Origin of the sequence: Flammeovirga yaeyamensis (assembly GCF_018736045.1) — a bacterium.
GTDB lineage: Bacteria > Bacteroidota > Bacteroidia > Cytophagales > Flammeovirgaceae > Flammeovirga > Flammeovirga yaeyamensis.
On record NZ_CP076133.1, the window covers coordinates 388,264 to 408,936 of the forward strand.

Annotated in this window: 13 protein-coding genes; 10 read left to right on the forward strand and 3 right to left on the reverse strand. The window is 34.6% G+C overall.

Annotated elements, in window-relative coordinates:
• Positions 1-42: 42 nt before the first annotated feature.
• Positions 43-2,316 (reverse strand): glycoside hydrolase family 20 protein, encoded by a 2,274-nt coding sequence (locus KMW28_RS21895; RefSeq protein ID WP_169662242.1) that lies wholly within the window; start codon positions 2,314-2,316, stop codon positions 43-45.
• A gap of 173 nt (positions 2,317-2,489) precedes the next feature.
• Between KMW28_RS21895 and KMW28_RS21900 the strand changes: the two genes are divergently transcribed.
• The 5 genes from KMW28_RS21900 to KMW28_RS21920 all read left to right on the forward strand — a co-directional run bounded on the left by KMW28_RS21900 (position 2,490) and on the right by KMW28_RS21920 (position 10,025).
• A complete protein-coding gene (locus tag KMW28_RS21900) occupies positions 2,490-4,454 on the forward strand; it encodes a hypothetical protein (protein ID WP_169662241.1) in 1,965 nt (654 codons plus the stop codon).
• The gene (locus KMW28_RS21905) at positions 4,451-5,443 is read left to right on the forward strand and encodes a sensor histidine kinase (RefSeq protein ID WP_169662240.1); all 993 of its coding nucleotides are present in this window, start codon (positions 4,451-4,453) and stop codon (positions 5,441-5,443) included. Before KMW28_RS21900 ends, KMW28_RS21905 begins: the two co-directional genes overlap by 4 nt.
• A gap of 4 nt (positions 5,444-5,447) precedes the next feature.
• Complete coding sequence (locus tag KMW28_RS21910) at positions 5,448-6,563, forward strand: sensor histidine kinase (RefSeq protein WP_169662239.1); 1,116 nt, start codon at positions 5,448-5,450, stop codon at positions 6,561-6,563.
• Positions 6,560-7,318, forward strand: a complete 759-nt coding sequence (locus KMW28_RS21915; protein ID WP_169662238.1) for a LytR/AlgR family response regulator transcription factor — start codon at positions 6,560-6,562, stop codon at positions 7,316-7,318. The genes KMW28_RS21910 and KMW28_RS21915 overlap by 4 nt, the downstream gene beginning before the upstream one ends.
• Positions 7,319-7,442: 124 nt before the next feature.
• Complete coding sequence (locus KMW28_RS21920; RefSeq protein WP_183363894.1) at positions 7,443-10,025, forward strand: FG-GAP repeat protein; 2,583 nt, start codon at positions 7,443-7,445, stop codon at positions 10,023-10,025.
• A gap of 76 nt (positions 10,026-10,101) precedes the next feature.
• On the opposite strand, the gene KMW28_RS21925 is transcribed toward KMW28_RS21920, so the two are convergent.
• A complete protein-coding gene (locus KMW28_RS21925) occupies positions 10,102-10,977 on the reverse strand; it encodes a phosphatase PAP2 family protein (protein WP_169662236.1) in 876 nt (291 codons plus the stop codon).
• Between the two features lie 195 nt (positions 10,978-11,172).
• On the opposite strand from KMW28_RS21925, the gene KMW28_RS21930 reads away from it, so the two are divergent.
• From KMW28_RS21930 to KMW28_RS21950, 5 genes are all read left to right on the forward strand, one after another.
• Positions 11,173-11,973, forward strand: coding sequence for an SdiA-regulated domain-containing protein (locus KMW28_RS21930; protein ID WP_169662235.1), 801 nt, complete (start codon positions 11,173-11,175; stop codon positions 11,971-11,973).
• 19 nt (positions 11,974-11,992) lie between these two features.
• Positions 11,993-15,604 (forward strand): BamA/TamA family outer membrane protein, encoded by a 3,612-nt coding sequence (locus KMW28_RS21935; RefSeq protein WP_169662234.1) that lies wholly within the window; start codon positions 11,993-11,995, stop codon positions 15,602-15,604.
• Positions 15,605-15,607: 3 nt separating this feature from the next.
• Positions 15,608-16,786: a Pycsar system effector family protein gene (locus KMW28_RS21940; protein ID WP_169662233.1), complete on the forward strand. Its 1,179-nt coding sequence runs from the start codon at positions 15,608-15,610 to the stop codon at positions 16,784-16,786.
• Between the two features lie 3 nt (positions 16,787-16,789).
• On the forward strand, positions 16,790-17,890 hold the full coding sequence (locus KMW28_RS21945; protein WP_169662232.1) for an adenylate/guanylate cyclase domain-containing protein: 1,101 nt from the start codon (positions 16,790-16,792) through the stop codon (positions 17,888-17,890).
• A 441-nt stretch (positions 17,891-18,331) separates the two neighbouring features.
• Positions 18,332-18,844, forward strand: coding sequence for a hypothetical protein (locus tag KMW28_RS21950; RefSeq protein WP_169662231.1), 513 nt, complete (start codon positions 18,332-18,334; stop codon positions 18,842-18,844).
• 47 nt (positions 18,845-18,891) lie between these two features.
• Here KMW28_RS21950 and KMW28_RS21955 read toward each other — a convergent pair whose 3' ends face one another.
• Positions 18,892-20,625 (reverse strand): hypothetical protein, encoded by a 1,734-nt coding sequence (locus KMW28_RS21955; protein ID WP_169662230.1) that lies wholly within the window; start codon positions 20,623-20,625, stop codon positions 18,892-18,894.
• Positions 20,626-20,673: the final 48 nt, after the last annotated feature.

Here is a 20,673-nt window from a genome sequence, read left to right on the forward strand (position 1 = left end):
TAGCCTTATTACTTTATTATTTTAAATAATCTTGCCAGTCTATTATTCTACAATTATTTCATCTATAAAAACATAAGCTTGTTTACCGGAATCATTATGCCATTTCGGTAATTTTCCATAATTTTTAACGATAACTTTTATATATCGTGATACTATTTTATCAAACTTCACTTCGTAATCTGTAATCCCATCTGCTGTTTCTTGAATAGTCATCGGTAATACTTTCTCCCCTACTTTTTGATAATCATTTTGATCATCAGAAACGTAAATTTCTATGGCTTTCGGTCCGAAAACTCCTTTCTTCATTTTTATCAAAGTACCTACTCTGACTTTCGCTATTTCTGTGTTTTTTTCTAAATCAATCACACATGAAAAGTCTCCCTGATTGAATCCAACCCATGCTCCAGAATTATAAATCAAAGAACCTCTCAATCCATCGTTTAAAGGTGTTTTACCATATTTAAAATAGGTATTTGATGTAGATGAAAGTAACTCTAAAGGTTTGAATGCTGCTTTATGGAAATTGATTTCTCTTTTCAAGTAAGCCGTGTTAGGAGTAACTGTTGCTTTCAAAGTAGTGGTTTGATTGATCACGATTGGTTTTGAGTATACTTGACTATTTTCGTTAGGAACTGAACCATCCAATGTGTACAATATGGGTTGATCTGAAGTCGTCTCTAAAGTAGCTACCAAAGCTTTTAATGAAGTATCTGCTTTTACCTCTCCCAACACATTATACAAGTGTTTTGCATAATTCAAGTCCATCTGATCATATACTTTGCGGATATCATTTAGTCGGGATTTAAAATTCTTCCAATCCTTATTGTCAGCCGCAGTCCATGCAATTTCAGATAAAGCAGCAACTCTAGGTACCATCATGTATTCCACTTTTTCCGGTGTCTTCATGTATTCCGTCCAAACATTTCCTTGCACTCCGATGATGTACTTTTGTTCCTCTTTTGATAAAGAAGAAGGGAGTGGTTCATAATCATACACTTCTTTTACCGAAGTATATCCCCCTACTTGTAAAGGCTCATTAGAGATATCTTCTGTTTGATAATGATCAAAATACACATGATCCCCCGGTGTCATAATCACCTCATGATGAGCCTTGGCTGCAGCAATACCACCCTCTGTTCCTCTCCACGACATTACGGTGGCATTTGGAGCTAAACCACCTTCTAAAATTTCGTCCCAACCAATCATTCTTTTCCCTTTACTGTTCAGGTACTTCTCTATTCTTTGGACAAAATAACTTTGCAATTCGTGTTCATCTTTCAGTTTTTCATCACGAATTCTCTTTTGGCATTTCGGACATTTCTTCCATTGAGTCTTCGGACACTCGTCCCCTCCTATATGAATATAATTGGATGGAAAAAGGGTCATCACTTCCTCTAAAACATCTTCCAAAAAATGAAAGGTTTCTTCATTTCCAGCACAGTATACATCCTCAAAAACGCCAAAAGTTTGGGCTACCTCATAAGGTCCACCCGAACAACCCAATTGAGGGTAAGAGGCCAAAGCAGCTAAAGCATGACCAGGTAATTCTATTTCAGGAATCGTCTCAATACCTCTCTCCTGAGCATATTTAACTACTTCTTTTACTTCTTCTTGGGTGTAAAAACCACCATATCGTTGTCCATCAAATTGTTTGCTACTACCGTGATGTCCCACCACAGTACCCTTTCTAAAACCGCCAATTTCTGTCAGCTTCGGATACTTCTTAATTTCAATTCTCCAACCTTGATCCTCCGTCAGGTGCCAATGGAAAGTATTGATTTTATGAAGTGATAAAACATCAATATACTTTTTGATAAATGCTACAGGAAACATATGTCGACCCACATCCAAATGCATTCCTCTATACCTAAATCGAGGTTGGTCTTTTATGGTCACACATGGTAATTGATCCTCATTTTCAGAGATGATCTGACGAAGCGATTGAATTCCCCAAAGCACCGATCGACCGTCTTTGCCTTCGATTAGAATCTTATCATTTGATATAGATAAAAGGTACTCTTCCTCCTTTAAATCTTTATTGATTTTTAATTCAATTTTGTCAGTCTTTTCTGATGATTCTAACTTAGGCGAGAATCCTAAAGTAGATTGAACAAAGCCTTGTAATAAAATGGCCTCACTTTTTAGTTTAGCATCTGCATAAATTACAGATGTAGGTGTCAGCGTAAAAAAGTCCTCTTGATATTGAATAGAAAGAGGTTCCGGGATGATATTGACCTTCTTGTCCGTCTGTTTTTTTGTACATGCAAACGACAAGAACAGCATACTCATCCATAAAAATGGAGTAATGTGTCTCATTAGAAGTTGATAGTTAATTTAATTATATTACTGAGGGGGTAAATATAAATGATAGATAGATGAAATCACACTTCACTCCCCCAAATTTACAATCCACTCCCCTCGAATTTGACATGAAATGTATTTACCCTATCCTTGTATCATCAACATTAACTAGTGTCAAATTAATTTTTATGAGATTTTTATTATTAAGCATATTGTTACTTCCATTGATGAGCAATGCACAGGAAATTAGGGAAATTAAAATTCCAGGAACTGATTCTGTGATGGTCATTGACATTACTAAAATTAGAGAGGAAGCCGAAAAAGTGGCAGAAGAAGCTAGAATGATGGCTGCCGAACAGCAGGAGATGCAAATGGAGGTTTTTATCGAAGCATTTGGCGAAGATTCTGATTTTAAGGATTTCAAAGAAAAGTTTGAAAAGTTTCAAGAACTTAAAGATTTTGAAGTTGTCTTTCCTGAAGGATTTCCTGAAAATATAGAAGTAGATGCGGAACGTATTGAAGAATGTATAAGAGTGGCTCAAATACAATTAGAGGCGCAGCAAGAGGAGATGGAAAGGGCGATGGAAAAAGCCTATACTAGCAATATTCAGTATGAAAAAAACTTTTTCTACTCCTATAAAGTCGATTATGAAGGCGATATCAAACTAAACGATAAAGAAGACGACATTATCAGTATTTCTGAAGGCGGTAAGTTTGTTGTTGAGAAACGTACTTTCGGTAACTTAAGAAAGTTAGTCATTCAACCTTCATCTACTGGAGAGTTAACTTATAAATATTACGAAGGCAACAAATTGATGCCCTTTAAACCTGATGGTGAAAATTGGCTAAATGATGTACTTCCTGAAGTAATTAAATCGAATGCCATTGCTGCGGAAGATCGTATTGATCGACAAATTAAAAGTGGTGGTGTTTCTGGAACATTAAATTACATCAGTTCATTAGATGGCAACTCTGCTAAAACAACATTCTACAGAATTCTATTAAATCATAAAAAAGTAAAGAACTCAGATATCGCATCGATAACAGATGCAGTAGTTAAAAACATTACTTCTTCTTTTGAACTTGAGAAGTACTTTAAATCTACTTTTGCTACGTATTACAATAAAAAAATGCTTAATGCGTATTTTAATGGAATCAAAGAAATAAAAAGTAGCACTAGCAAAGAGAATTGTCTAATTAATGTAGTATCCCGAAAAGAGTTTCAAAATGGGTTCTCTAAAGAAAACATGAATGCTTGGGTAGATGCTTATGTGAGTTTAACTTCTTCATTTGGAAAAAGAAAAGTCTATTCAAGAGCATTAGAAAACGGTATTCATCAGTTCTATCCTACTGATCTAGAACGTATTTTACAAAATATTTCAAGTGATTTCGACCTTAGAATGTCTATCGAAAAGTCTTTCATAGATGATTATTTCAAAAACTGGTCAGACTCTCAAATCATTACAATTATCAATCAAACGCAACGTATTTCATCTAGTTTTGATCATTCTCAAGCTTTAATGAAAATATCAGAACAATGGGATACTCTATCAAAAGGTGCAAAATTAGCCTACTTGGAAAGCAGTAAAGATATCACCTCTGCTTTTGAATTAAGAAAGGCATTGGCTTTCTACAGCGTTGTCTATGAAGAAGACGAAAGTATTAAAAAACTCTATTACGGAGCTTTGAAAAATATAAGTAGTGATTTTGATTTAAAATCAGCTTTATCAAAAGCCATGAAGAGTCCTAGTTTTAATGCGAAAGACGTTACCTATTATTTAGACGCATCAAAAAGTATTTCTTCTTCTTTTGATAAAAAAGGGGTGCTTATGTCGATTGCTCCTTTTGTAAATTTAGAAACAGCTCCTTTTTTCTTTGAGGAAACTGCCAAAATCTCAAGCGCATTTGACAAGAAATCTGTATTTTTAAAAATGATTGATCAGGACAACTTTACATACGAGTTTTTACCTCACTATCTAAAAGCGGCCTCTACTATTTCTTCAAGTTTCGAACTGTCGACAGTACTCAGAGAAGCTGCACCTTACGTGGTGGCTTCTAAAAATGAGGAATACAAAAATCAATATGTAAAAGTAGCCAAAGGAATATCATCTTCTGATTACAGAAATGAAGTGTTGGGGGCGCTTTACGAATGAAATACATTAGAGATTTTATCTATGCAATCTTAGGAAGCAGTTTATATGGCTACTTTTTATATGCACCTCAGCAAGAAATTACAGAAACCATCTATCACCCTACTAGCATATTATTCTTTGTGTTTAATGTCTTTCTGATGATTGGTATGGGGACGCTATTAAGCAAGTATCGACCATCAAAAAGCATATTTAAACAAGTAGCAATTAGAGGTTTGGGTATGTGGGTATTTTTACTTCTTCATGCTTATTTGATAGGTAAAGTGATATATACTTCCATCGATCCAATCTTCATTTTTGATATCAAAATCAAAACTTTTATCCTGCTTTTCGCATATACATCAGCTATTTTGGTCATCGAATATCTTTTGATTGCCTATCAAAGATTTAACGAGCAACACCTGAGTTTCCTTACTTACAAAAGGAAATCAGCACAGCTTCGATTAGATGCTTTAAAGAGTCAGTTAAGCCCACACTACTTGTTCAATAGCTTAAATACTGTGGCTTATTTAGTGGTGGAAAATCGAAAAAAGGCGGATCGTTACATTAGAAGTATTGCCGAAACATATCAATTTGTGATGAGATATGCCCAAAAAGGGTTGATCTCTTTGGAAGATGAATTACAAATTGTGAGGGCTTTCGCTTTCCAGTTACAAACAAGGCACGGGAAAAGTGTAAAAATCAATATGGATCAGAATATGCAAAGTATCGAGGGCAAACTACCTCCTTTATCTGTACAATTGTTAGTAGAAAATGCAGTAAAACACAATGTGTTATCAGACGATGATCCTGTTGAAATCGACATCAAATATTTAAAAGAAGAAAAAGAAGTGAAGGTGAGTAATAATCGAACAACATCGCCTAAATCGTATACTTCCACCAAAGTGGGCTTGAATAATCTAAGAGAACGCTATGCCTTATTAAGCGATCAAGAAATTCGAATTGATCAAGATAACTCTTCATTTACAGTTCACTTACCATTACTCCACTAAGCTTATGAATCGCTGGAAAAAATCATCCTTATTGTATGGATTGGGTTACCCGATTCTATCCGGTAGCATTACCTATTTACTATTGCTTTTGGCTTTTAATAGAGTTACAGAACTTTCTGAAACGATCTTTAAAGCGGAATGGATCGTCTGCATAGTGGTGTCTTACATTTGGAATACTTCTATTATATTTCTTTCGAGATGGACGAAACATAAATTAGATGAAATTGAAGTGATCTCAGAGAAGATTTTCTTCCATGCCGTAGGTGTTGTTATCGGAAGTATTCTCATTATTGGCATTAGTATTTCAGCTTATTTTTATGGATTGATTGGGTATTCATCATTTAGTAGTTTTAGTACTGAAATGTATGTTTTCCAAGGTTTATATATCTTTCAAACGCTTCTTTATGAGTGTGCGTTCTGGGGTAATCATTTGATAAAAATGAGTAACGATGAGGCTCAATTGGAAGAAAAGAAACGCACCAATTTCATCAACGAAGAAATGAAAGCATTCGCTGAGGATGCCCACCTTCCCTTTTTATATGAAACTTTAGAAACCATTATCGGATTATCGTATAAAAACCCTGATGAAGCAGAAGAATACGCCGAAAAACTGGCAAAGGTGTATAGAAATAATCTTCAAAGTAGAAAGGAAGAATTTATTCCTATATCCCACGCATTTCAATTAACAAAAGATGTTTCTGACTTATTAAATACATCGAGATCCGGAGGTTTACATGCACATTTCGAAGCCTGTGATAAACATGTACATTTGTTATTTCCTCCAATGGTGTTACCAAGAATATTAGTGGGTATTGCCGCCGATTATATTGCATCACCTCTTCAGCCATTGGAAATTAAATTTTCTATCAAAGACGAGCAGTTGGTGATGATAGCTCACAGTTGTAACGAAAAGATTGATCATCAGAATAGTTTAAGTCAGGTGATGGACTCCGTAAAAAACACCTTGGATCATTATACTAAAGTACCAATTCAAAGAATTCAAAAGGAAAATGAATACTATATTATTTTACCTGCATTTACATCAACTGACAATGCGTGGCAAACAAAAGCAGAAGTAAATATCCAACCCAACGATCAAACTTTATTTAGAAACTCATGAAAGCATTAATTATAGAGGACGAAAAGCCTGCACAAGGCAAATTGGTCAGACAAATAAATAAAACTCCTTTTGAGGTCGAAGTGGTGAAGTTCTCTGACTCCATCAAAAAGTCGGTGGATTGGCTAAAGTTGCACCAACAAGAAATTGATCTCATCTTTATGGATATACACCTTACCGACGGTTTAGCATTTGATATCCTAAAGGAGGTCAACATTATCAAACCCATCATCTTTACCACAGCTTATGATGAGTATGCCTTAGAAGCCTTTAAAGTGAATAGTATTGATTATTTATTAAAACCTGTAGATAGTGAAGCCCTCACCAAAGCTTTACAAAAATTAGAGTTACTGCAAAATCAATCTAATACTACTCAAAAAGGACAAATTGATGCCTTAATCGAGAACTATAATCAGAAATACAAGAATCGTTTTATAGTTCGTATTGGAGATAGCATTAAAAGCATTTTATCCGAAGATATTGTGGCATTTGTTGCCGATGGAAAACACACCCTATTGTACAACAAAGAAGGAAGAAGATATTATGTCGACTTCAAAATGGAAGAACTTAACGACCTCCTAGATCCTTCTTTATTTTTTAGAATTGGGAGAAGTTATTTTGTGCAAAAACAATTTATTCAGAAAGTAGATAAGTATACCAACAGTCGCCTTCTCGTTATCCCTTCTTTCGAAATACCTCATGAATTGATTGTGGTTAGGGATAAAGTCAAAGAATTTAAAAATTGGTTGGGGATGTAAATTAGAGTAAAAAAGGACTACTTTTTTATTCAATTTTAATTGATGTTAGCTTCTTAAGTTTTATCCAATAGTTTTGCTCAAATAAATCAAACTATTAAGAATTTTTTAAAACTATTTTTTTCAAATGGCTAACAGGTTACTGTTTCAAGTAGTCATCATATTGATGATACTAACAAATTCAACTACTTTAAAAGCTATATCTTCTATTGCTCCAACTGAGAATTCTCTCAAAGAAAATGCTATAGTTCATACTGATATCGCTGAATACAATACTAGAAGATACATAGATACAGACGGATCTACTATGGTTATTGGGGCTTATGAATCTAGCACACAGCAAGGGGCTGCTTTTGTTTATGAAAAAGAAGATGGCGAGTGGATTCAAAAAGCTGTGTTAACTTCTACGGATAACACTATTGCTGACCATACACATTTTGGTTATGCTGTAGCAATTAAAGGAGATGTCATTGTAATTGGTGCTCCCCTTGCTGATGAAGCATATATTTTCGAAAAACCGGAAACAGGTTGGGAAGATATGACGGAAACATTGAAAATTTCTTCACCATTACCGAAAGGAAGTTATTATGGCTTTTCTTTAGCTATGAATGAGAATAATATTGCTGTGAGTGCTTATAGATATTCTAATTACCGAGGAAGAATTTTACTTTACCAAAAAGATACTGATGAATTGTGGAGTCAAGTGACTTTCACAACAACTACACTTCTTTCTGTTCAACCTAGAACGAATGAATATTTGGGGTACGAATTAAGAATGGACGATGATGCTTTAGTTTCTGGTGCTTTGGGTTATAACTCTTGGCAAGGTAGACTTTACGTATACAATCTTCCTGATGGAAAATACCTTGAAAACAATATCACACCTGATGCTACTTTAACAGTGGAAGATGGTGGTGACTATCAAGTCGGTATACATGTAGCTATTGATAAAAATGTGATTCTTGCTACGGATTATGGAGATGATCAAAAAGGGACTATTCATGTTTTCAGAAAAGAAGAGGGGAAAGAATGGGAAGATAGCTTTGAAGCGTTCTCGATAACCGATGATGCTCTTATTGAAAAAGACTACTTTGGTGCCGATCTTGATGTGGATAATAACGAAATAATAATCGGGGCTTCCCAAGGAAAAAATGAAGGTTTAGGAAAAGTATATCATTATATTTTAAGCTCTACAAATGCTGAATTGATTAATGTGTATGAAACTGACAAAGTGAATAAAGATGATCACTTTGCGGCTTCTGTTCATTTTACTGATGAAGATATTCTTGTGAGTACAATGTACAATAAAGAGTACCCTTTCTTTAGTTTCTCAAGAGCTGAGACTACCCATAGTTCAATTGATCAATACGATACTAGAAGATATATTGATACAGACGGATCTACTATGGTTATCGGTGCTTATGAATCGAATAAACACCATGGGGCAGCTTTCGTTTACGAAAAAGAAGAGGGCGAATGGGTTCAAAAAGCTGTTTTAACTTCTACGGACAATACTATTGCTGACTATACACATTTTGGTTATGCTGTAGCAATTAAAGGAGATGTTATTGTAATTGGTGCTCCTTTAGCAGATGAAGCATATATCTTTGAAAAACCGGAAACAGGCTGGGAAGATATGACAGAAACAGTGAAAATTTCTTCACCATTACCGAAAGGAAGTTATTATGGTTTTTCATTGGCTATGAACGAGAATAATATTGCGGTGAGTGCTTATAGATATTCTAATTATCAAGGAAGAATTTTACTTTACCAAAAAGATACTGATGAATTGTGGAGTCAAGTGACTTTCACAACAACTACACTTCTTTCTGTTCAACCTAGAACGAATGAATATTTGGGGTATGAATTAAGAATGGACGAAGATGCTTTAGTTTCTGGTGCTTTAGGTTATAACTCTTGGCAAGGTAGACTGTATGTCTACAATCTTCCTGATGGAAAATACCTTGAAAACAATATCACACCTGATGCTACTTTAGCAGTGAAAGATGGGGGTGACTATCAAGTCGGTATACATGTAGCTATTGATAAAAATGTGATTCTTGCTACGGATTATGGAGATGATCAAAAAGGAACTATTCATGTTTTCAGAAAAGAAGAGGGGAAAGAATGGGAAGATAGCTTTGAAGCGTTCTCGATCACTGATGATGCTCTTATTGAAAAAGACTACTATGGTGCCGATCTTGATGTGGATAATAACGAGATAATAATCGGGGCTTCCCAAGGAAAAAATGAGGGTTTAGGAAAAGTATATCATTATATTTTAAGCTCTACAAATGCTGAATTGATCAATGTGTATGAAACTGACCAAGTAAATAAAGATGATCATTTTGCTGCTTCTGTTCATTTTACTGATGAAGATATTCTTGTGAGTACAATGTACAATAAAGAGTACCCTTTCTTTAGTTTTAGTAGAAGAAAGGATGTGACTAACTTAGAAGTACATGTAAATACACAAAAACCTTTTTTACTTTCATCTCATCCAAAATATGGCATTAGTGATAAAATTGAATTTGGTCATCTCAATACTAAAACCTACTCTTACAAATTAATTGATATAAATGGAGGAATAATGAAAGAAGGCCTACTTCCTGAATCAGGAATTATCCAATTAGATCAAAAACTAAGGGGTATAAAAATCATTCAATTAATTGAAAAAGATAAAGTATACATATACAAACTTCTGAGATAATTTAATCAAAAAGGAGACTAAAAAAGGGACTGATTTTCAATAATAAGTCCCTTTTTATATTTGTTTTTGAACTGTACTACAACGACGTCTTCACATACAATCCCATCATCGCAGGTTGCATTACGGGCATAAAAGAAGTCGCCCCTCCATATTTATTTCTTTTTGTTCTTAATTTTTTATGAAGCGTTGGAATTAGAATACCAGTTGCTGCACCCACCGCACAACCTACCATTACATCGGTATAAAAGTGTTTGTAGGCTCTTGTTCTATAATAGCCTACCAAAGCTGGTGGAATCGCAGCGGCTGTGTATACACCAATCTTAGCTCCTGTCGACCATTCCGGATGGTAATCTAAGAGTACTTTTGCTGTAAAAAATGTGCCTACAGCTGTATTTGATGTATGACCACTAAAGAACGATCTTTTGTTATTATTATCTGTCAATTCTCTCATTTCTACAGGAGGATTACCCTCTCCAAAAGTATAGGTAATTGGTCTGTATCGAGTAAATACACCTGGACCTAAATAGTTATAGACATTTACGGCAATCATTTGTGTCTCGAGATACATTAGAGAAACCTCAAACCAATCTTTACGAATATCCTTATCGATAAACAACGCAAACGGCATTACTACAGATACGTACAAACCCCAATCGGTAAAATTATGTGAATTCTCTCTGTCGTTTACATCATGATCAAACACATGACGATCAAAGGCATTGACGCTCATTTTATCTAAACCTAATACCGTACTTTCATCAATAGGTGGTCTTGCATTCAGCATTCGAATCCCTAAAACATTGGCAACTAAACCTGCAGCCGCAATACTTCCTGTTGTTACAGGAGGAGCATAATAAATATCAGATTTTGAATGATACCACTTTAAACTATCTTGTGCGATTGATAATGTGGATAAAGTAGAAAATAATAGAATGAACAGTATTCTATGCATAGTTTATTTGATGAGATTGAATGATAAATAGATAAATAACAATAATTTACTAGGTACTGTTTTGTCATTTAACCTTAAAAATAATAATTTTTTGTACTTTTAACCTACTCTTAACTAAAAGATCGTTACCAAAAACTCTTTTTAGTATTGATTACTTCAAACTGTTCTAAATTGTTTTAAAGTTGCTTTTATCATATGAAAATAGCTAAGCATTTGTCTATCATCTTTCTAATGACGATCTGTGCAAGTTTTATTTCTTGTGCTCAAAATACGGATACATCCTTTTTTACATCACCTCAGAAAAAATGGATATTACCCTCTAAATTAGATGAAATTTCGGGTTTAACTTGGTACGATAAAAATACTATTGCCTGTGTGAATGACGAGAAAGGAAATATTTATTTCTATAACATAGAAGAAAAAGAAGTCACTAGAAAAATAGATTTTGGCAAAGATGGCGACTATGAAGGAATCACTTATCAAAAGCCTTTTTTTTATGTCATCAACAGTAAAGGGAAATTACACATTATCAATGAAAAGACGAATGAGGTAGAAAAGGTACAACTCCCTTTTACCTCAGAAAATGATGTTGAAGGATTATGTATGTTCGATAAAAAACACTTACTCGTTGCACTAAAAGGTAAGGGTGGTTTACAAGGAAAGAAAGCCGATTTTAAAGGTATATATAAAGTTGAAATAGCTCAACCCAATAACACTACACTTGCTTATACATTACCAAAAGGATTAAGAGTTAGTCCTTCTGGCATTTATTTCGATAAAAAAAATAAAGAAGTGTATGTGCTTTCTCATCGCTCCTCACAGCTCTTTTTACTAGACAGTCAAAGCGGCAATATCAAAGAAACCTTTGCATTGCCAAAAAAAATACACGCACAACCCGAAGGAATTTGTCTCTCCAATGATGGTCGCATCTTCATCTCAAATGAAAGAGGAAGCCAATACAACGCAAAACTCTATCAGTTTACATTTAAACGCTAAATTTCAAAAAGTCATTATCATGAATAAACTATTTACTAGTTTTATTTTTTGGTGCATACCTCTTATAGGTTTCTCACAACAACATAAGATTTACTTAATGGGTGATGCTGGGGTAACCCACAAAGACGACCCAACGTTAATCCATTTTTTAAAACAAATCGATCTAAACGATAGCAATAGTACTGTTATCTATCTTGGGGACAATATCTATCCACATGGTTTGGTACCCGTGGGTGATAAACTTAGAAGCGAATCTGAAGAAATTTTAAATGCTCAACTGCTTCCACTAAAAAACTTTAAAGGAAATACCTTTATTATACCAGGTAACCATGATTACAATAGAGGACGAAAAAATGGTCTGCAACGATTACACGAACAAGAAAAATATGTAAGACAACTGATGGGCGATTCTACATTCGTCCCATTTAACGGTTGCCCTGATCCTGTAGAAATTCCACTTGCTGATGATATCACTTTATTACTATTAGATACGCAGTGGTTGCTTTTTGAGTATCAAGACAACCAAGATATTTTTGGATGTGACTATAAGAATACCGACGAGTTTTTGATAGGTTTAGAGGATATCATATCAAGAAATAAGAATAAAAAACTTGTGGTGGCAGGACATCATCCAATACACTCATATGGAGAACATGGCGGTCATTTTACTGCTAAAGATCACATCTTCCCCCTAACTTCATTTGCTCATTGGGCCTATGTTCCCCTGCCTGTGATTGGAAGTATATATCCATTCGCAAGAAAAAGAGGGGTAAGCCGACAAGATATTCCCAACAAGAACTATCAGAAAATTGTGGTGGGCATGGAGAGTATTTTTAAAAAGCATCAAAATGTGGTTTATGTAAGTGGACATGAACACGCTTTAGAATTGATCGAAAAAGAAGGGACACATTATATCGTTTCTGGTTCAGGGTCAAAAACTTCACCTGTCTATCAAGGTAAATATGCCAAGTTTGCACAATCTACTAAAGGTTTTGCGACCTTAATATACGACGACGATTCCACTAAAATTTCATATTATGATGATCAGCAAGAACTGTTTCATTATGGCTTTTATCAAAAGATTGAAGACGAAGAAATTGTAGTGAACGATAAAGCACTTCCAGATACAGTGGTGATGGCAGCTAGTAAACGTTACAAAGCGAGTGCATCATTAAAAAAATGGATGGGTGAAAATTACAGAACAGAATGGGAAACTCCTGTGAAGATGCCTGTATTTGATCTATCAAAGATGAAGGGTGGATTGAAGATTGTCCAAAAAGGTGGCGGTATGGCGACCTTATCTTTCCGTTTAGAAGATAAAAATGGAAATCAGTATACCCTAAGATCAATTGATAAAAATCCGGAGAAAGCTATCCCACAGGAATTGAAGGAAACGGTGGCTAAAACGGTGGTTCAAGATCAAATTTCGGCGGCTCACCCTTACTCGCCTTTAACAGTTCCGACCATGGCGGATGCGATCAATATATACCATTGTAACCCTCAGGTTTTTTATGTGGAAGATGATCCTCAATTTGGTATTTACCAGGAATTAGCGGCCAACAAAGTATTTATGTTTGAGGAACGTCCATCCAAAAACGAAGGAAAAATTGAGAGTTTCGGCAATTCCAAAAAGATTTATAGCACTATAAAAACGGTACAAAAACTTAGAGAGGATAACGACAACTATGTCGATTATAAATTTACACTAAGAAACCGTTTGTTCGATATGCTTATCGGCGATTGGGACCGTCATGATGATCAATGGAGATGGGCTTCTTTTAAAAATGAATATGGAGAAAAAATGTTTCGTCCAATTCCAAGGGATAGAGATCAGGTATTCTTTGTGAACGAAGGAAGGATCCCTAACATTGCTTCCCATCGTTGGGTATTGCCTAAATTCGAAGGTTTCGACGAAGAATTAAACTGGGCTCCTGGCTTTAATTTCAATGCTCGATATTTTGATAGATACTTTCTAGCACAAGCCAATTGGTCGGATTGGGAAGAGGAAGTAAAATACATTCAAGAACACCTTACAGATGATGTTTTTGAACAAGCTTTACAACATATCCCAACTGAGGTAAATAGTAAAAATGAAGAGATTATAGGTATTCTCAAAGCACGTAGAGCACAGCTTCCTGCCATTGCCAAAGAATATTATGCACATATATCAAAAAGAGTTTCTGTACTAGGAAGCGATAAATCGGAGTTATTCGAAGTACACTATTTAGAGGGTGGAAAAACTAGAGTAACCGTGAAAAAGATCAGTAAGAAAGGGAACATCAAACAGACGTTATTTGATAGAACTTTTGACCATGAGATTACCAAAGAAATTCGAATTTATGGGTTAAGTGGAGATGATCAGTTTACCTTCAAAGGCGATCATCATGGTAAAATAAAAATACGTGTTATTGGCGGGGACGATAAAGATCAGTATTCTGATGTTGCTAAAAAAGGTGCTTCTAGAAAGGTAAAGGTTTATGATAATAAGTCGGAAACAGAAATTGCCAAGAAAGGCAGCTTTAAAAATAAGCTTTCGGATAAAGTCAATGTAAATGAATACAACAGAGAAGACTTTAAATTCAACTCGCTCTTACCTATGCTTTATGGTGGGTTTATTCCTGATGATGGTGTAATGCTTGGTGGTGGATTTATCTTCACAAAATATGGATTTAGAAAATCGCCTTACTCACAAAAACACACATTATACGGAGCAATCTCAACCAATGTAGCCGCCTTTAAATTAAAATATAAAGGTCAGTTTGTCGATGTAGTCGGTGGACAGGATGTTATTATAAATGCAGAATTAAGAGCTCCTCGAAACTCCAATTATTATGGATTAGGCAATGAATCGGAATTTAATAAAGAAATAGGGAATAATTATTACCGTTTCTTCTATACAAGGCACATTATTGAACCGGGCCTTTTGATAGATTTTTCTAAATCTGTGAAATTAAATTATGGTGCTTCTTACCGCTATTACCGAGTAAGCAGAACAGATTACTTAGAAAATAGATACTTTTTACAATCTGGCGACCCTCTAACTTTTGAAGATCCTTATGGAGATCAGAATTATTTGGGTGGACAATTTACCTTTACAGTAGACAAACGAGATAATTCTGCGGTGCCGAAAAATGGAGTTTATATGGAACTAAATGGTAATGCTTCCAAAAATATGAACAATGATGACCTCAATTATGTTAATATAGGTGGAGAAATAGAGTTGTTTAAGACTTTCAAATTACCAACTGATTTTACTATTGGGTATAAACTAGAAGCGAATCATCTCTTTGGAGAATATCATTTTCTTACCTCAAATAGATTGGGCGGAAATAAGAGCTTGAGAGGCTACAGAAGGGATCGTTTTTACGGAAGAAGCTCATTATTAAATAGTTTTGATGCAAGATTAGATATATTTAACTTCAAAAATAGTATTTTGCCTATGACTGTTGGTATTCTTGGATTTTACGACATCGGTCGAGTTTGGTTAGATGGAGAAAATTCGGATACTTGGCACGAAGGATATGGAGGTGGTGTCTACTTGGTTCCTATTGATAAAGTTGCTTTGAGTGGAATTGCAGGTGGATCCAAAGATGGTTTACAAATTTACTTAAACATCGGTTTTAGTTTTTAGAAAATGAACACTATAAATACAGATTTGCTACTTGATGTTGAAAAGTATGCAAAGGAAAATATAACAGATCTACAGTTTCATAATTTAGAGCATACACAAAACGTGGTAAATGCTGTAAGAGAAATTGCTAAGGCAGAAAATGTGGATGAAGATCAAATTATTCTTCTTGAGATAGCAGCTTGGTTTCATGATACAGGTTACACTTGTAGTGATTGCAGTAACCATGAAATTAAAGGGGTGGATATCGCAAAAGATTATTTAAAAGATAAAGTAAGTCCGGAAGAATTAGATACCATATCTAACTGTATTATGGCCACAAGGATTCCTCAAACTCCGCGTAATTTATTAGAACAAATTATGTGCGATGCCGACTTATCTCATTTGGGGACATCAAGTTTTGAGGAGTATTCCGAAGCCTTACGTAAAGAACGCTCTGAGGTAGCGGAACAAGGACAAATTACAGAGTCTCAGTGGCTCGTAATGAACCTTCATTTTCTAGCTGAACATCGTTACTTTACAAATTACGCTAGAGAACATTTTCAACCTAAAAAGGTAGAAAACATCAATAAGATAAAAAGTAATATGTCGGCCTTAATGGACGATGCTAGTCAGGAAAAAGAAAAGAAAAAGGACAAAAAGAAAAAAAAAGAACCTAAGAAACCTGCTGAATTTAAACCCAGGCGAGATATAGAAACACTACATAGAGTTTTGGCCAGAAACCAATTGGGTTTAAGTTCTATTGCCGATAGAAAAGCAAGTATTCTTCTTTCTATCAACTCCATTATTACATCATTTACTATCGGTTATCTATTTAGAAAAATTGAAGAGTTACCACAACTATTAATTCCTTCAACTATTCTAGCGATTACTGGTTTGGTATCAGTAATTTTGGCTGTTTTAGCCACAAGACCAAATGTGAGTAATAATACTAAAAAGAAACGTGACCTAAATCTGCTCTTCTTTGGTGACTTTGTAGAGCTTAATCTAAATGATTATCAGTCGATGCTAAAAGATAAGACCAAAGACCCTCAAATGATTTACGATTTGATGGCAAAAGACTCTTATTATCTTGGCAATGTATTGGATAAAAAATACAGGAAAGTTCGTTTAGCATTTAACTTCTTTATGTTTGGTATCACAGTTTCTGTGTTATCGTTCATCATCACTTTCGCGACGCTATAAATAATGAAATTCATTCGTAACCATTATCTCTTAAATAAATATATTACAGGCGTTTCTATATCGTATGTAGCATGGTATTCGCTTAATGCATTATACCTGTTTATACGTCATGATGCCCTTTCTCAATACAGTGAATTATTAAACTATGAATCGATTCACTATGAACTAAACTTTGCACTTTTCGCCAATGGTTTTATCTCTATATTCCTAAGTATTTTCTCTTGGAACTTCTATTATTTCTTAGATAGAAGAGGCCGAATGGGCACGACCAAGAGAATTATTATTGCTATACTTTTAGTCAGTATTGTTACTCCATCTTTCCTATTCTTAACAAGAATGGCGGGTACAATGGTTTTCCCTGATGGTATCCCCTATTTCAATAATTTTACTGAAGGAGGCTTTCTAGTTTATATTTTCTATGTTTTAATGAGTACAGTTCTCATCAATTCCCTTTTCCAACTAAAGGATATACTTGGTCCAGAACTATTCAGTACGGTTATTCAGGGGAATTACTATGTGCCTAAGGAAGAAGAAAGGATATTTATGTTCTTGGATTTAAATAATTCTACTACAATTGCAGAATGTTTGGGACACTTAAATTACAGTCATTTTATATCCGATTGTTATACAACAATGACTGATGCGATAGATCAAAACAAAGCCTCAGTTTATCAATATGTAGGTGATGAAATTGTGCTTACTTGGCCGATTAAGAAAGGAATTAAGAAGAACAGGTGTATCCAAATACTATTTGATATCCAAAATTCATTTGAAGAGAGAAGAGAATATTTTACTAAGCAATTTGGTTCTTTTCCTGAATTTAAAGCAGGTGTTCATTCTGGTAAAGTTGCCGCTACTCAAATTGGAGTGATCAAAAGAGAAATGGCCTACCATGGTGATGTGGTTAATTCCACAGCACGACTACAAGAAATGTGTAAAGAATTGGGAGTGAATTATCTAATATCAAAAGATCTAGCCGACCAATTAGATTATCAGTTTATTGAGTTGGGTGAAGTTCAGCCTCGAGGTAAATATCAAAAAATTAAAGTGTTTGGGTTAGAGAACCCAAGTGTTTATGAACCTGTTTTACAGAAAATGGTTTAGAAATAACTTGTACATCTATTAACAAACAAAGCCTGTGATATAATTATAAAATCACAGGCTTTTTAATTAACTAAAAATGAACCAACTACATTATTAGCAATAACAAATATTTATTAATTTCATTTTTTTTATAAAACAAGGTAGGGTATCAATCTACATGATTGTATTAGTAGTACAATACATTATTAAAGCAACAATTATAAAAAATATTAATACTTCGTTCATTCATTTAACTTATAATCATAGTTGTATTATATATCTAAACATTAGCCCTAGATCAATAACCCAATTTTATTGCATCGCTTAATTTATAACTATCAAAAATTATCAACAATAAAATATAAATCTAATTCTAAAGCCAGCCTTTTAAGGTTGGCTTTTTTTATTTTATGAATATATTTGGGTATTACATTTTTTATTGTGCCATTTTTTAAAATAATCATGAAAACTATTATCCTTTTTCTAATCCTCTTTTCCCATCAAATAATAGCCCAAAATAGTTTACAAACTGAAGTGACGGACATAGAGAATAAAATTAATAATTGTTCATCAAAGGTTATCCGAGATCAACTTGGTGGCGATTGTTATATTCAGTCATTTCTTTACAAATTAAATGATATTGATGTGGTTAAAATGATGATTGATTGTGGTGATCATAAAAATCAAATCATCTATTTTGTTTCTGATAAACAAGGAAAAGTAATAAAGAAAATTGACTTGATAAATACTCCAGATTTTATCAGAGGGTATGATGTTTCTAACACACTTTTTGATGTTGTAAAAAAGATAAAAGTTGATCTTGAAGATAAAGCAGACGATTTGAATACGCTATTAATATCAAGGGATTTAATTTTGATACCATCGGAATTAAATGATTCAGAGATACTCGAAATCCAAAAAGAATTTGATATTGAATTAGGATTAAAAACAACAAAAAAGGAGCGCCTAAAATAGGTACTCCTTTCTAACATATTACTTTCTTTTTTTAATTTACTATATGATTACTCCACACAAGGAGTAATCGTACTATTATCTACGACTGTGTAATCGCTTACACCTTCTAACCTTTCGTTGAAAATAATGTCTCCATACATTTGAAGACCTTCGTTTTTCTTAGTAATCATGTCAGCAAATGCACACCAATTCCCATATGGATTGTCCACCGTTTCTACATAAACTGTAAAACCACTCCATCCTAAGTAAGCTACTTTTTCAAAACCAAGCATCGTGTCCATCAAACGAAGTGGACTCCACTGACCGCCTAGTTCAACACTAGAAGTTACTTGCTCAACATTCTTGAAGAATTCGAATGTATTCAATTTCACACCTACATCTGTAAGAATTACTGTCGATACTGAAGTGGCCATATTGAATGCTGTAATATCGATCTCTGCACTCGGGTCATCATAATTATAAATACCCCAAATCGTTACATTGTTCGCCGATTCTAAAGCGTTGAATGCATTGAAATGATTTAAGAAATTCATATTCTCAATCGTGATGCTGCTGTACTGACCAACTGAAGTTAAAGCATTAAAAGCATCAATTGTTTTCATCTCTGAGTTACTTGAGATATAAATACCTCCACCTACAGTTTCCAATTTACCGAAGGTCACCAAGTGCTCAATACCTGTGCTTTCTCCACCGAATCCGATACCGAATCCGCCACCACCAGAGTTATTAACCACTTGTAGATCATTCGCGACGTACGTCAACTCATCCATTTCTAAAACAGATAATTTAGCATTACCTGAGATCGTTAAACTACCATCGACCATATCTAAAGCAGGGAACGCTAAAGTGGCAGTTTCTTTCAAGGCGTTCAATACAAAATCACCGTTTACTTGAGTTAATGCAGTAAGTACAACAGCATCTTGTCCGATAGACTCTAAAGTCATGTCATCATTAGCGACAACTAAACCACTCATATCAAATGTTGTAATCACTGATCTTGAGAAATAACCACCAAACTCATCCATTCCTTCGTGTAAACCGTTTACATGTACTTCCTCGTTTACATAAGCCAAGCTTGGTAATTCAACCGTTTCCAATGATGTATTTCCAGAGATCATCAATTCACCACCTACCGATTTCAAGTTCTCCATAACCAACGAGGTAATCGACATCTGATCTTTCACCATCAATGATGCTCCAATATTTTCTACATCCCAGTCGATAGCAGTTACCTCACCTACATGAACATTTCCACCAACGAAAACTACGTTTTGTAAAGCTTCCACCACATCATCGCTATTCAAGTAAACATCACCTGAAATGATTGCATAGTTACCTTCTCCAAAAGCAGTAAGATCTTCTGAAGTGGCGATGTTACCCCACCATACTTCAGCCTCACCTTTCATCATATCTTCAATAGCTGTAATCATATCACTGTTACCAGATACTTTGTTCTGAAGTGCTTCTAATTCAGCCAATATTCTTTCAATTTCAGCTTCGTTCTCCGGCGCCGTTTTACTCAGTGCATCAATGAGTACTTGCATCGCTTCTAAGTCTGCTGCTACTGCATCTAAAGATGCGTTGGCCCCCTCTAAAGAGATAATTCGGTCTAAAATAGCTTGTAATGATTCTTCCAATGAGGCTGCTTGCTCTGAACCATTACCGTCCAAACGGTTTTCGATGTTGTCTACTCTTTCCGTTAGTTGGTCTAAATCTGCCGTATCAGTACAAGCTGTCATTAATGATGCTGCCAATACTGACATTAAGATTTGCTTTTTCATAATAAGTAAAGTTTAAAAATGAATAGAATTAAAAAATGATGTGATTAT